A 13285-nucleotide genomic window follows, 5' to 3' on the forward strand; every position below is an offset into this window, starting at 1 on the left:
GCGCCATGCTGTCGATCCGGCAGCCGGAGCGCGGATACCGCTTCTCGATCGACTCCGTCGTGCTGGCCGGTTTCGCCGCTCCCTTCTGCCGCGGCGCCGCCCTCGACCTGGGAACGGGCTCGGGGATCCTGCTGCTGCTTTTGTCGCGGCTTTCGACGGAGATGGCGTCCGGCGTCGGCGTGGAGCTCCAGGAGGAGCTGCTGGAGTGCGCCCGGGAGAATTTCCGGGCCAACGGGCTCGACGGCAAGCTGCGCGTCGAAACGGGCGATTTCCGGGGGGAGCTCCCCGGCGTCGTCCCGGCGTCGTTCGGCCTGGTGGTTTCCAATCCTCCGTACGGGCGGGTCGGGAAGGGGCGCCGCAATCCGGACCCGGGGAAGGAGGCGGCCCGGCACGAGGTGGCCTGCTCCCTCCCGGAGCTTTTCGCCGCCGCCCGCCGGTTCATGGCGCCCCGGGGGCGGTTCGCGCTGATCCTCCCGGCGGAGCGGATGCCGGAGATCGCGGAATGCGCCCGGCGGGAGCGGATGTCCGGCAGGGCCTTCCGGCTCGTTCATCCCCGCGAGGGGATGCCGCCTTCCCGGGTCCTGTGCGCTTTCTCCCTCGAATCGTGCGGCTCTCCCGAGGATCTGCCCCCGCTGTACCTCCACGGGGAGGAAGAGAAGTACTGCCCCGAGATCGAGCGCATCTGCCGCCTCTTCCGGGCCGGGAGGCAGCCAGCCTGGTAGCTGGCGGGGGACACACTTCCCCTTCATCCCGCGTATGAAGCGAAGTATATCCCCCTCTATCGGGGACGGAGATGTTTCGAGATCGCCCGGAGGGACTCCCTCATCTCCGGGTCGGCGACCGCCGAAAGCCCTTCCGGCTCAGGGCCGGGGGGGGAGGGGGCGTCGTCCTGCGGTTCCTCCGGCGCGCTTTCCGGCGAAGGGACGGGCCCCACCATGAACCGGAGGTCGGTAACGGGGCTCTTCGGCCCGGTCGCCGCGACGATCTTCGAGAGCAGTGCCGGCTTGCACATCTGGAGCTCCTGCGCCCAGGCATGGTTGCGGGCGGCAATCGTCAGGACGCCGTTGCGGAGCTTCGACGGGACCGCCTTGGCCGAAACGAGAGGGCCCGCGATGTCCGGCCAGGAACGGAGCAGGGTGACGAGGAGCGTCACCTGGGGGATATCCAGCGACGCGAGGGCGCGTTCCAGGTCGGCCGAGAGGGGAACGGGACCTTTCCGGATCATGGTCTCCAGTATAGTAAATCCTCAGGCGGAGGAGACGCCGAGGCCGTATTTTCGGATCAAGTTTTCCCTCGTTCCCGCCGATAAGACAACAGATTGCCGGAGGCGCTCCGTGCAAGGGAAAAATTTTTCCCACGGGGCGGGATTCGATCGTTGACAACGGAAGTTTCAGTATAAAATAGAACAGTTTGCATTCATTATTCGACGGAGGAGAGGATTGGAAGCAGGGGCTGGATTCGTCCGGATCTGCGCGTTTCTGCTGGCGCTCCTGGCCGCCTGTCCGGCCGGGACGAGCCTCGCCGGCGCGCAGGCCGCCCGCTCCGCTTCCGGGGATCCCTCCCTGAAAAGCCCGGTTTTCTCCCAGTGGCTCATTTTTTCCCCGGCTGCTTCGTCCACCCAGGCTGCCGCCTCGCAGCAGCCGGTTCTCTACCCCCTTGCGCCCGTCAAAACGGCCTCGCTGGTCGCACCGCCCGCCGGGAAGGTCTCCGACACGGTCGTCTCGGCCGAGGAAGTGGACCGCCGCCTGAGCGCCTCCGGGCTGGATGGGCCGGAGGAAGGGGTGCGGGACGGTTTCTTCGACACCGCTTCCGAAGAGGTGGAGAAGGGGCGGGAAGGCGACTTCGCGCGGCTGACGAACCCGATCGAGAAGTTCATCCGCTACTTCACCAACAGGGGAAGGAAGCGGTTCGAGACGTACCTGGCCCGCTCCGGCAAGTACGGCGACATGATGCGGGGGATCCTGTCGAAGTACGGATTGCCGGAGGACCTGATCTACCTGGCCCTCATCGAGAGCGGCTTCTCCCCGAAGGCGTACTCCTCCGCGAAGGCGGCCGGCCCCTGGCAGTTCATCTCCGCGACGGGCAGGAGATACGGGCTGCGGATCGACTGGTGGACCGACGAGCGCCGCGACGCCGAGAAATCGACCCACGCGGCGGCCTCCTACCTGAAGGACCTCTACGGGATGTTCGAATCGTGGCCGCTGGCGGCCGCGGCGTACAACGCCGGCGAGGGGAAGATCATCAAGGCGGTCAATCGGTACAAGTCCGACGACTTCGCGGAGCTCATCCGGTACAGGTACCTCAAGCAGGAGACGAAGGACTACGTCCCGAAGATGCTCGCCGCCCTGGCCATCGCGAAGGAGCCCGAGAAGTACGGCTTCTCCGACGTGGTGTACGAGGCGCCGCTGGACCTGAAGAAGGTGGTCGTTCCGGGCGGGACGGACCTCATGGAGACGGCGCGGATCCTCGAAGTCGACCACGAGGACCTCCGCGACTGGAACCCCGAGCTTCGCCGCTTCTGCACTCCGCCCACCCAGGCCGACTACGAGCTGCGGCTGTCCGCCGAAGCGGCTTCCCGGGCAGAGGAGCGGATGGAAGCGATCCGCACGCAGGCGAAGGTCACCTTCCTGCAGCACAACGTCCGGAAGAAGGAGACGCTGGACGGCCTCGCGGCGAAGTACGGGACCTCCACCGCGATCCTCCGGGAGCTGAACGGCCTGAAGGGCGAATCGTTGCGGCGCGTCTCCCGGCTCATCATCCCGGTGACCGGCCTCGCCGCCGAGGAGACCGCTCCCGGGAAGGAGATCGCTCCCGAGCAGCTCACCATGGCGCACATGCGGGTGGAGGAAGGGCGGCGCAAGGCGAAGGCCGGCACAACGAGGAAGGTCGTCGTCGCCGAAGCGAAGAAGACGGTTCGCGTGCGCAAGGGGGACACCCTCTTCCTGATCGCGAAGGAGCACGGCGTCTCCGTGGAAGCGCTGGCCGCGGAGAACGGTTTGCAGGCGGACGCCCGGGTACAGGCGGGGAAACGGCTGGTCCTGCCGGAAGGCGCCGCGCAGGCGCCGAAGGCGCGCGCGAAGGTCGTGCGCAACAAGGCGCACCGGGGAGACAGCTAAACGCCTTTCGCCCGGGCAAGGATCGAAGTGGTCGACCGGCCCGGGAGGAAGCGGATCGTCTTCACCGTCCCCCCGTTCGCCCGCACGACGTCGGCCCCCACGATCTCCTTCCCTTTCCAGTCTCCTCCCTTGACCAGCACGTGGGGCAGGACGTCGCGGATGAGCTTCAGCGGCGTGTCCTCCGTGAAGACCGCCACATACGACACGCAGGAGAGCGAGGCGAGCAGGTAGGCCCGGTCGGCCGCCTTCTGGACCGGCCTTCCCTCCCCCTTCAGGCGCCGGACGGAGGCGTCGCCGTTCAACCCCACCACCAGCACGTCGCCCAGGGAGGCGGCGCGCCGCAGGTATTGCGCGTGGCCGGCGTGGAGGATGTCGAAGCAGCCGTTGGTGAAGACGATCCGCTTCCCCAGCCGCCGGAGCCGGGAGAAGAGCGCCTTCACCTTCCGGCGCGGGATCACCCGGACCGCCGGGTCGCCCGGTACGCCCTTGGGTTCCTGTCCTGCAGGCACGGGATCCTCCTTCGGATGTCTTCGGCGGCGGCCGGATCGATCGTCGCCAGCGCGATCCCTTCCTCCTCGCCCAGGGCCGCCGGCCGTTCCCCCTCGGGCGACACGATGACCGAACCCCCGGAATAACGGAACGGGCCCGACGGCCCGACCGCGTTCGCGGCGACGAGCCAGGACTGCCCCTCCACCGCGCGGGCGACCGTCAGGACGTCCCAATGGCGGGAGCGGACCGAAGGCCACTGGGCCGACACGCAGAGCAGCGACGCTCCCTCGAGGAAATATTTCCGCGCAAGCTCAGGGAACCTCAGGTCATAGCAGATCAGCGGCCCCACGGGGCCCGCGTCCGTCGGGATCGTGCCGGCCGCCATCCCGCGTCGGAACCACTTGTCCTCGCCCGAAGGGGTGAACAGGTGCGCCTTGCGGTATTCGCCGGTGACGACCCCCGTGGCGTTGATCACGTACATCGTGTTGAAGACGCCCCGGCCGACCCGCTCGGGAAGGGAGCCGGCGATCACGAGCCGATGGTCGGAGGCCAGCGTCCGCAGCTCGTGGAGGATGCCGGGCGTCGTCCGGCAGAGGCCGGGCAGCCGCTCTTCCGCGAAGCCCGTGCTCCACATCTCCGGCAGGACGCACAGCCGCGCCCCCCGCCGGGCGGCCTCGACAATCCAGGCGGCGGCGCGGTTCCGGTTCGCGGGGACGTCGCCGACGTCGATCCGGAACTGAATTGCCGCTGCATCGAACGGGGAGACGGGCATCGGGGCTCCGTTGCGGTTTCGGGATTCAGGAGGCGGCGCGCGCCAGCGTAACGACCACTATATGGTCCGCGCCGGCGGTTTTCAAGGCGGCCGCCGCCGCGCGCGCGGTGGCGCCGGAGGTGAGCACGTCGTCCAGCAGAAGGACGCGGGGGGGGACGGCCTTTCCCCGCGGGACGCGAAAGGCGCCCTCCGCGTTCCGCAGCCGCTCCGCGAGCCGGAGCCCCGCCTGCGGGATCCCTTCCCGGCCGCGGGCGAGGAGCAGCGGGTCGAACGGCCAGCCGAGCCGGCGGCCGAGAGAAACGCCGATCAGCGCGGGAAGGTTGAACCCCCGCCGGAAATATTTCCAGGGGTGTGCGGGAACCGGTACGATCGCGGGGGGCGCGCCGTCCGGAAACAGGTCGCTCCACTCCCCGACCAGCGCGTCCCGAAGCCGTTCCGCCGCCGCGTCCACCGGGAACGGTCGTCCGGAATATTTCGCCGCAACGATGGCCGCGCGCGCCCCGCCGGCGTACGCGAAGAGGGAGCGCGCGGCGTCGAAGGGGGGCGTCGCGCCGGCGCAGGCGCGGCAGGGGACGACCGGGATCCCGGCCTTGGGCCAGAGTGCGACCGCCCCGGGGGAGCTTTCCGGCGCGGCGGAGGGGAGGAAGTCCCCAAGGGACGGGACTTCCCGGGAGATCGCCCGGTGCAGGGATAAGGCGCGCTCCCGCACAGCGCGGAGGAGGCGCCGGGCGGGTTCAGCGCGCGGTCGCGCCGACCGCGTACTCCCGGCTTCCGTGGTCGATGGCGTACCCGTTCCAGGCGCCGCAGTCCGGGCATCGCGGGGTCCACTTGATGGTGGAGGAATCGCACGAGGCGCAACGGAACGGGATGAGGTAGCGCCGCTTGTATCCATAGGCGCGCTGGTAGTGCTGGCAGGCCGACTCAAAGCGGTTCCTCCGCCGGAGCGCCTCGGCGAGCAGGATGTGCAGCGATTCCCGCTCGGGCTCCAGCGTTTCGGCCTTCAACAACTGTTCCAGCCCCTCGTCGATCATCTCGAGCCGCAGGAAGAATTTCCCCATGAACAGGTTCACGTCGAAGTCGGACGGGAACTCCTGCTGGAGCCGGGAATAGATCCGGATCATCGCCTGGGGCCGCTCCGTCTCGATGTTCAGGTCCTCCAGCTTGATGAGGAAGACGGGGTTCCGCGTGGCGCGGAAGCCGTCGAGGAGGATCTCCGTGGCATCCGCGAGGCTGCGGGGGCGCAAATAGTCGGAGAGGGCGACGTAGGAGGCGCAGAAGGCGGGCTCCTCCTTGACGAGGTCGCGCAGCCGCCGCTCCGCGTCGTCGGCCTTCCCCTGCGACAGCCGGACCATGGCCTTCTCGTACCGGAGCGCGGTGAACAGGGCGTGGTCCGCGGGGGAGGCGTCCTTCCCCTTGTGGCGCATGAGCTTCTTCTGCTCGGCGTAGGCGGGGACCATCTCCCCCCGCGAGATGTGGATGTCCCGGATCCCTTCCCACGCGCGGGGATGATCGCCTTCCGTCGCCTCGACGGCCTTGAGGGCCGAGAGCGCCGCCTCGGAGTCGTTCATCCGCCGGTACAGGGCCGCGAGCCGGAAGTAGACGGAGAGATCGGATGGATCGATCTGCTTCACCCGCGCGAGCGCCTTCACGGCCTCGAGAGGATTCCCCACCTCCTCCTGCGCGGACGCAAGGAGCAAAAGCGCCTCGCGGTCCTCCGGATTCACCGAGAGGCTGCGGGTGAGCTCCTCGACGGCTTCCTTGAGCATCCCCCGCTGGACCAGCTCCGACGCCTTCTCCGCCCGCTCCCGCGCGGTCTTGCGGCGTTGCCGCTCCCGGCGCTCCCGCCAGTTCCGCTGGGCGGAAGTGACGTCGTTGGCCATCGTCCCGAGGACGACCATGGCCGCTCCCACGATGAAGGAGAGGATGATCATCTGGTAGACCGCCAGCTCGACCTTCAGGGTGGGGGAATAGAAGAAGGGCACGCGCAGGTCGTTCAGGACGGAGATGTAGTAGAACGCGATCAGGACGACGACGAACATCAGGAAGAGGAGCCGGACCGCCATGCTATTCCTCCGGGAGGGGCACCTCGGGCGCCGCTCCCCACAGCCGGTCGAAATTGTAGAACTCGCGGACGCTCTCCAGGAACACGTGGACCACGATGTCGCCGTAGTCGATCAGCGCCCAGCGCCCTTCCCGGAGCCCTTCGACCCCGAGCGGCCGGACCCCGAGCTCCTTCTTCAGCGTTTCCTCGATGTGCTGCGCGAGCGCCGCGACGTGCCGGTCGGAGCTTCCGGAGCAGAGCAGGAAGTAGTCGGCGTAGCCCGCGATCTCCCGAACGTCCAGCGCGCGGATGTCCAGCCCCTTCTTGTCCCGGGCCAGCAGGGCGCTGCGGATCAGCGTTTCGATCGTGGTGATGGCCGGCAATCCTCCTATTCCCCCCGGTAGAGCCCGCGCTCCGCGATGTACCGTTCCACCTCCGGCGGAACGAGGCCGCGGACGGACCGGCCTTGCCGGACTTTTTCCCGGATGGAGCGCGACGAGATGTCCAGGACCGGGAGAGCGGGGCACAGCACCCTCCGTCCGCCGGGAAGGAGGAAGGTGCGCCCCGGTAAACTATAACAACGGTTCTCCTCCCGTTCAAGGCGCAGCCCCGGCGGGAACGCGGCTTCCGGAGGCGTGCCGGGCCGGGGGAGGAGCAGGAAGTCGCACGCATCGAGCAGCTCCTCGTGCCGGTGCCATGTCGTGATCTCGGAGAACGCGTCGGCCCCGATGAGGAACAGGACCCCTGCGCCCGAATGGGCCTCCCGCAGGTCGAGGACCGTCCGCAGGGAGTAGGAGGGGCCCTCCCTCCGCAGCTCGAGGTCGAGCACCTCGAGCCCCTCGACGGCTGCGACGGCGGCGCGCGCCATCGCGAGGCGGTCCTCCGCGGACGCCACGGGGCGTCCCGGCTTGTGCGGCGGGCGGGCCGAGGGGACCAGGAGGACGCGCGGGAGGCCGAACGCCTCCATCACCTCGACCGCCATCCGCAGGTGGCCGTTGTGGAAGGGGTCGAACGTGCCGCCGTAGACGGCGATGTCCCCGCGCGCCGGCGGCGTCACTGCCGGACCTGCCCGTCCCCGAACGCGACGAACTTGGAGGTCGTCAGCTCCTCCAGCCCCATCGGGCCGAAGGCGTGGATCTTCGTGGTGCTGATCCCGATCTCCGCGCCGAGGCCGAGCTGGAAGCCGTCGTTGAAGCGGGTCGACGCGTTCACCAGCACCAGGGAGGAGTCCACCTCGCGCAGGAAGCGCATCGCGCGGCCGTGGTCGCGGGTCAGGATGGCCTCGGTGTGGAGCGACCCGTGGCGGCGGATGTGCTCCATCGCCGCTTCCATCGAGGGGACCACGCGGACCGCAAGGATCAGGTCGAGGTACTCCGTCCCCCAGTCGGACTCCGCCGCGGGGCGGGTCCCGGGGAGCAGCCGCACCGTCTCGGGGCAGCCGCGCAGCTCGACCCCCGCGCCGGCCATCGCCTTCGCCAGCGTCGGCAGGAACTCCGGCGCGATCGCCTCGTGCACGAGGAGCGTCTCCATCGCGTTGCAGACGCCGGGGCGCTGCGCCTTGGCGTTGACGCACACCTTCACGGACGGCTCGATGTCCGCGCTCTCGTCCACGAAGATGTGGCAGACCCCCTTGTAGTGCTTGATCACGGGGATGCGCGACTTCTCCGCGACGCTGCGGATGAGCCCCTCGCCGCCCCGGGGAATGATGAGGTCGATGCTGTCCTCCTGCTCCAGCATCACGTCGATCGCCGTGCGGTCCGTCACGGGGATGAAGGAGACGGCGTCCACGGGAAGCCCCGCCCGGGACATGGCCTCGCGCAGGATCTCCACGATGGCGGCGTTCGACCGGATCGCCTCGGAGCCGCCCCGCAGGACAACGGCGTTGCCGGACTTCACGCACAGCGCCGCGGCGTCCGCGGTCACGTTGGGGCGCGACTCGTAGATGATCCCGATCACGCCGAGCGGGATCCGCATCCGCCCGACGAGCAGCCCGTTGGGGCGGCGCTCCATCCTCCCGATCCCGCCGACGGGATCGGGGAGGGCGGCCACCTCAAGGATGCCGTCGGACATCTGGCGGATCCGGGCGTCGTTCAGCAGCAGCCGGTCCAGCATCGCCGCGGAGAGCCCCCGCGCCTTCCCGGCCTCCAGGTCGTCGGCATTCTCCTCCTTGAGGAACGCCGCCCGGGCGAGCAGCCCCTCGGACATCGCCTTGAGCGCGGCGTTCTTCGCCAGCGTCCCGGCGCGCGCCAGCGCGGGCGCCGCCTCCTTCGCGGCGCGGCAGACGTTCGCCACCAGCGTTGCGGTCGATCCGCTCTCGTTCGTCTTCATGGGGTCCCTTTCCTCGGTTCCGGCGGTTTCGGGGAGGGGAGGATCGTCAGGTCGTCGCGGTGCACGACCTCGGCCGGGGTGTCCGGGCCGAGGATGCGCCGGACCTCCTCGCTGCGCTTCCCCATGCCGCGCTCCACCTGCTCCCGGCTCCACCGCGCGATTCCCCGGGCGAACACGCGCCCGCGCTGGTCGGCGATGGCCACCGCCTCGCCCCGGGCGAAGTCGCCCTGCGCGCCGGTCACCCCGGCGGGCAGCAGACTCTTTCCCCCTTCCTGCAGCACCTTCTTCGCGCCGTCGTCCACCAGGACCGTCCCGCGCGGATGCTGCGCGTAGGCGATCCACATCTTGCGGGTCGACAGCTTTCCCGTGTTCCGGGGGAGGATCAGCGTCCCCGCGTCCTTTCCCTCGAGCGTGTCCAGGATCGGCCTCCGCGCGAGGCCGGAGGCGATGACCACCGGGATCCCCGAGGCGGAGAGCACCCGCGCCGCATGGATCTTGGAGCTCATCCCGCCGGTGCCCGAAGCGGATGTCCCCAGCCCGATGGCGTCCCGGATCGCCTCGTCGAAGGGATTCTCCACGAGGGGGATGCGCTGCGCGTCGGGATACCGGTGCGGGTCCTTCGTGAAAAGCCCGTCGCTGTCGGTGAGCAGGATCAGGAGGTCGGCGCCGATCATCTGCGTGACCAGCGCGGCGAGGTGGTCGTTGGCCCCCCGCTCGTCGCCCTCCAGGCGGATCTCCTCGGTGGCCACCGTGTCGTTCTCGTTGACGATCGGGACGATCCCCCGGGAAAGGAGCGTCGCCAGCGTGGTCTGTGCGTTGACGTAGCGCTCCCGCTTCTCGAAGTCCTCGTGCGTGAGCAGGAGCTGCGCGACGTGCCGCCCGTGCTTCTCGAAGGCCCTTTCGTAGGCGCGCATGAGGGTGGTCTGCCCCACCGCCGCCGCCGCCTGCTTCAGCGCCACCGTCCGCGGGCGCTTCGTCATCCCCAGCTTCTTCCTTCCCGCGGCGACGGCGCCGGACGTGACGACGATCGACTCGACCCCGCCTTCCGTCCAGCACGCGGAGACCTGCGCGGCCAGCGCCCGGATCGTCGAATCCCGAAGCCCCTCCTGCGGGTCGGCGACCGTGCCGCTGCCCAGCTTGATCACGATCCGCCGGATGCCGGGGAAGGAGAGCCCCGCCCTCCGGCGCTTCCCGGCGGAATCCTCAGGAATCATCCCTTTGCCTCCTTCTGATGGCAAGAAGCATGTCGAGGAGGGAGCCGAGCCCCTCGCCGGTCGCGGCGGACACGAAGCAGGAGTCCCCGGGGGGATGCCCCGTCTCCGGCAGCGCCCGCGCCGCGTTCTCCCGCGCCCCGGTCAGGTCCATCTTGTTGAAGACGAGGATCGCGGGCCGGGAAAGGAGCCCCGGCCGGAACCGCTCCATCTCGTCGCAAATGGTCCGGTACGCCTCGGCGATCTCCCCCGGCTCCCGCCCCGCGTCGACCACGTGGACGAGCCCCTCCGTCCGCTCGACGTGCTTCAGGAACCGGTGCCCCAGCCCCGCCCCACGATGCGCCCCCTCGATCAGCCCCGGGAGGTCCGCCACCACGAACTCCTCGTCGCGGTGCGACACCACGCCGAGGACGGGAGAGAGAGTGGTGAAAGGGTAGTCCGCGACCTTGGGGCGGGCCCGCGAGATCCGGGAGAGCAGCGTGGACTTCCCGGCGTTCGGGAGCCCGATGAGGCCGAAGTTGGCGAGGACCTTGAGCTCGAGCCGCAGCCGCCGCTCCCTCCCCGGCTCGCCCGGCTCCGCGGAGTCGGGCGCCTGGTTCACGGAGGTCGCGAACGACCAGTTGCCGCGCCCCCCCCGGCCACCCGCGGCGACGAGGCAGCTTTCCCCCGAGCGGACGAGATCTGCCAGCATCTCCCCGGTGTCGTCGTCGTGGACGATCGTCCCGGGAGGAACGGAGATCAGGAGGTCGGGGCCGTTCTTCCCGTTCATGTTCTTTCCCTTGCCGTGCTGCCCGCGCTTCGCCTTGTGGAGGTTGCGGTACCGGAAGTCGAGGAGGGTGGACAGGTGGGGGCTCACCACGAGAAGGACGCTGCCTCCGTCGCCTCCGGCTCCCCCGTCGGGTCCTCCCCGGGGGACGAACTTCTCGCGCCGGAAGCTGACGCAACCCCGACCACCGTCCCCGGAACGGACGGTGATCGTGGCCTCGTCGATGAATTGCATCGTGGAGCGGAGGGGCTACGAAGCGGCGAGGACGGAAACCCTCTTGCGGTCTTTCCCCACGCGGTTGAAGGTGACCACGCCGTCGATCAGCGCGAACAGGGTGTGGTCCCTCCCCATCCCCACGTTGTCCCCGGGGTGGATCGCGGTCCCCCGCTGGCGGACGATGATCGCGCCGGCGCTGACGGTCTGGCCGCCGAACGTCTTCACGCCGAGCCGCTTGCTCTGGCTGTCCCGCCCGTTTCTCGAACTGCCGACGCCTTTTTTATGGGCCATGGCCTCTTGCTCCTTGTCCCCGGGTCACCCGAGCCGGATATCGGTTACGGAAAGCATGGTGAACGGCTGGCGGTGCCCCTGCTTGCGGGCGAACCCCTTGCGCCGCTTGTACTTGTATATCACAATCTTCTTGCCTTTCCCCTGGCGCACCGCCTTGCAGACCACGGCGGCCCCGCCGACGGTGGGGGTGCCAACGGTCGTCCCCTGGTCGTTGGAGACCATCAGGACCTCGTTGAGCTCCACGGAGTCGCCCGGCTCCACGCCCAGCTTCTCCACCTGGATCACGTCGCCCGGGGAAACGCGGAGCTGTTTCCCGCCCGTGCGGACCACGGCATACATGGCATGTTCCTCCATCCCGTTCAATAAGAACAAATAACTATAAGGAAAGAGGTTTCCCGTGTCAACAACGAAAAGCCGCCGGGCGCTCCCTCCGGAAAGCCTCATTCTACACCGTTCCTCCGTTCCCGTCCGGCCCGAACAGCGGTTTCCGGTACTGGAGCGCCTCCGCGACGTGGGGTTGCCCGACGCGCGCCTCCTCCGCCAGGTCCGCGATCGTCCGCGCCACGCGGCAGGTCCGCCCGATGGCCCGTCCCGACAGGGAGAGCCGCTCCGCGGCCCGAAGGAGGAGTCCGCGCCCCCCGGGGGCCAGCTCCCGCAGCAGCTCCGCCGTCGAGGCCCGTACGGTGCCGTTCGCCCGTTGGAGGCGTCCCGCGTAGCGCTCCTCCTGCCGGGCCCGGCACGCCGCGACCCGGTTCCGGACTTCCGCGGAGGATTCTCCCGGGGTCCCGCCGGCCCATGCGCCGGGCGAGGGCGGGTGTACGGAAACCCACAGGTCGAACCGGTCGAGGAGCGGGCCGGAGAACCTCCTGGAGAACCGCTCGATGGCGGAAGGCGGGCAGCGGCAGATCCCCCGGGGGTGCCCGCGATACCCGCAAGGGCACGGATTGGACGCCGCCAGCAGCAGGAAGCGGCATGGGAAGCGGTACCGGCGTCCCGCCCGGGAGAGAAGGATCTCGCCCGCCTCGATCGGCGCGCGGAGCGCTTCCCTCGATTCGGGGCGGAACTCGGCGAACTCGTCGAGGAACAGGACGCCGCCGTTGGCGAACGACACTTCTCCAGGACGCGGCGGGTTCCCTCCGCCGAGGAGCGCCGCCGGCGGAATCGAGGAGTGCGGGGCGCGGAACGGGCGGAGGAGGACGGGGCGCGGCCACGGCGGCTCGCCCGCCGCGCCGTAGATCCGGGTGGTCTCCAGCGCTTCCGGAGAAGAGAGGGGAGGCAGGATCCCCGGCACCCGCTCCGCCAGCATCGTTTTCCCGGCGCCGGGCGGGCCCACCATCAGCATTGCGTGGCACCCCGCCGCGGCGATCTCCAGCGCCCGGCGACCCACCGGCTGGCCGACGATGTCGGAAAGGTCCGGCGGCCGGGCGGCGTCGCGCCCGCCGGAACCGTCACCAAGGCGGCTCCCCGCAACGGTGACGCCGAGCTCTTCGGAAGAGGGGAGGACCTCTCCCGATAGGATTCGCGCGGCTTCTCCGAGGGAGCGGACGGCGGCGACGCGAACCCCCGGCACGAGCCGCGCCTCCTCCGCGTTGTCGGCGGGCGTGATGACGCCGGGCACCCCGAGATCCCGCGCAAGCAGCGACTGCGAGAGGGCACCGCGGATCGGTCGCACGCATCCGTCGAGGGAGAGTTCCCCCGCGACGATCCAATCCTTGAGGGATTCGCCCGGCAGGATCCCCTCGGCGCAAAGCACCGACAAGGCGATGGGCAGATCCAGCAGCGAGCCGTCCTTGCGGAGGTCCGCGGGCGCCAGGTTGACGGTGACTTTGCGGCCCGGGAACGGCAGTCCGGAATTCCTTATGGCCGCGCGGATCCGGTCGTCGCTTTCCCGGACCGCGATCCCGGGGAGACCGACCACGGTGTACGCCGGGAGACCCTGCGCGATGTCCGCCTCCACTTCCACGGGTACGGCGTCGATCCCCAGCACGGCGAAGGAAAGGGCGCGAACGAGCATGGCGGGCGGGCCTCCGGAGCGGGATGGTTTCGGAAAACGCC

14 protein-coding genes and 1 pseudogene are annotated in these 13285 nt (G+C 69.7%); 2 read left to right on the forward strand and 13 right to left on the reverse strand.

All coding sequences use genetic code 11. From position 1 onward, the window contains the following. The first annotated feature begins 5 nt into the window (after nt 1-5). Entirely contained in the window at nt 6-722 is a 717-nt protein-coding gene (locus AB1346_06095) for a methyltransferase domain-containing protein (protein MEW6720001.1), read from the forward strand. A gap of 56 nt (nt 723-778) precedes the next feature. Here the strand turns inward: AB1346_06095 and AB1346_06100 are convergent, their stop codons facing one another. Beyond that, the gene (locus tag AB1346_06100) at nt 779-1225 is read right to left on the reverse strand and encodes a DUF721 domain-containing protein (GenBank protein ID MEW6720002.1); all 447 of its coding nucleotides are present in this window, start codon (nt 1223-1225) and stop codon (nt 779-781) included. Between the two features lie 214 nt (nt 1226-1439). On the opposite strand from AB1346_06100, the gene AB1346_06105 reads away from it, so the two are divergent. After that, a complete protein-coding gene (locus AB1346_06105) occupies nt 1440-3116 on the forward strand; it encodes a transglycosylase SLT domain-containing protein (protein ID MEW6720003.1) in 1677 nt (558 codons plus the stop codon). Here the strand turns inward: AB1346_06105 and rfaE2 are convergent. The 12 genes and pseudogenes from rfaE2 to AB1346_06165 all read right to left on the reverse strand — a co-directional run bounded on the left by rfaE2 (nt 3113) and on the right by AB1346_06165 (nt 13244). After that, nucleotides 3113-3535 (reverse strand): annotated as a pseudogene (rfaE2, locus tag AB1346_06110) (D-glycero-beta-D-manno-heptose 1-phosphate adenylyltransferase). The gene AB1346_06105 and the pseudogene rfaE2 sit on opposite strands and share 4 nt — an antisense overlap. Nucleotides 3536-3570: 35 nt before the next feature. Further along, on the reverse strand, nt 3571-4377 hold the full coding sequence (locus AB1346_06115; protein MEW6720004.1) for a nitrilase-related carbon-nitrogen hydrolase: 807 nt from the start codon (nt 4375-4377) through the stop codon (nt 3571-3573). A 25-nt stretch (nt 4378-4402) separates the two neighbouring features. Next, nucleotides 4403-5086 (reverse strand): hypothetical protein, encoded by a 684-nt coding sequence (locus AB1346_06120; protein ID MEW6720005.1) that lies wholly within the window; start codon nt 5084-5086, stop codon nt 4403-4405. 25 nt (nt 5087-5111) lie between these two features. Beyond that, on the reverse strand, nt 5112-6440 hold the full coding sequence (locus AB1346_06125; GenBank protein ID MEW6720006.1) for a tetratricopeptide repeat protein: 1329 nt from the start codon (nt 6438-6440) through the stop codon (nt 5112-5114). Nucleotide 6441: 1 nt separating this feature from the next. Continuing rightward, nucleotides 6442-6801 (reverse strand): ribosome silencing factor, encoded by a 360-nt coding sequence (gene rsfS, locus AB1346_06130; GenBank protein MEW6720007.1) that lies wholly within the window; start codon nt 6799-6801, stop codon nt 6442-6444. A 5-nt stretch (nt 6802-6806) separates the two neighbouring features. Beyond that, nucleotides 6807-7475: a nicotinate-nucleotide adenylyltransferase gene (gene nadD / locus AB1346_06135; protein MEW6720008.1), complete on the reverse strand. Its 669-nt coding sequence runs from the start codon at nt 7473-7475 to the stop codon at nt 6807-6809. After that, nucleotides 7472-8746: a glutamate-5-semialdehyde dehydrogenase gene (locus AB1346_06140; protein ID MEW6720009.1), complete on the reverse strand. Its 1275-nt coding sequence runs from the start codon at nt 8744-8746 to the stop codon at nt 7472-7474. The genes nadD and AB1346_06140 overlap by 4 nt, the downstream gene beginning before the upstream one ends. Then, nucleotides 8743-9960: a glutamate 5-kinase gene (gene proB, locus AB1346_06145; GenBank protein MEW6720010.1), complete on the reverse strand. Its 1218-nt coding sequence runs from the start codon at nt 9958-9960 to the stop codon at nt 8743-8745. Before proB ends, AB1346_06140 begins: the two co-directional genes overlap by 4 nt. Next, complete coding sequence (gene obgE / locus AB1346_06150; GenBank protein MEW6720011.1) at nt 9950-10957, reverse strand: GTPase ObgE; 1008 nt, start codon at nt 10955-10957, stop codon at nt 9950-9952. The genes proB and obgE overlap by 11 nt, the downstream gene beginning before the upstream one ends. Before the next feature lie 15 nt (nt 10958-10972). Further along, the gene (gene rpmA / locus AB1346_06155; GenBank protein ID MEW6720012.1) at nt 10973-11230 is read right to left on the reverse strand and encodes a 50S ribosomal protein L27; all 258 of its coding nucleotides are present in this window, start codon (nt 11228-11230) and stop codon (nt 10973-10975) included. A 24-nt stretch (nt 11231-11254) separates the two neighbouring features. Next, nucleotides 11255-11569 (reverse strand): 50S ribosomal protein L21, encoded by a 315-nt coding sequence (rplU, locus tag AB1346_06160; GenBank protein ID MEW6720013.1) that lies wholly within the window; start codon nt 11567-11569, stop codon nt 11255-11257. Between the two features lie 106 nt (nt 11570-11675). Continuing rightward, nucleotides 11676-13244 carry a YifB family Mg chelatase-like AAA ATPase gene (locus AB1346_06165; protein MEW6720014.1) on the reverse strand — a complete coding sequence of 523 codons (1569 nt, stop codon included), beginning with the start codon at nt 13242-13244 and terminating at the stop codon, nt 11676-11678. Nucleotides 13245-13285 lie beyond the last annotated feature (41 nt).

Source organism: Thermodesulfobacteriota bacterium (genome assembly GCA_040758155.1).
Taxonomy (GTDB): Bacteria; Desulfobacterota; Deferrimicrobia; order Deferrimicrobiales; family Deferrimicrobiaceae; genus UBA2219.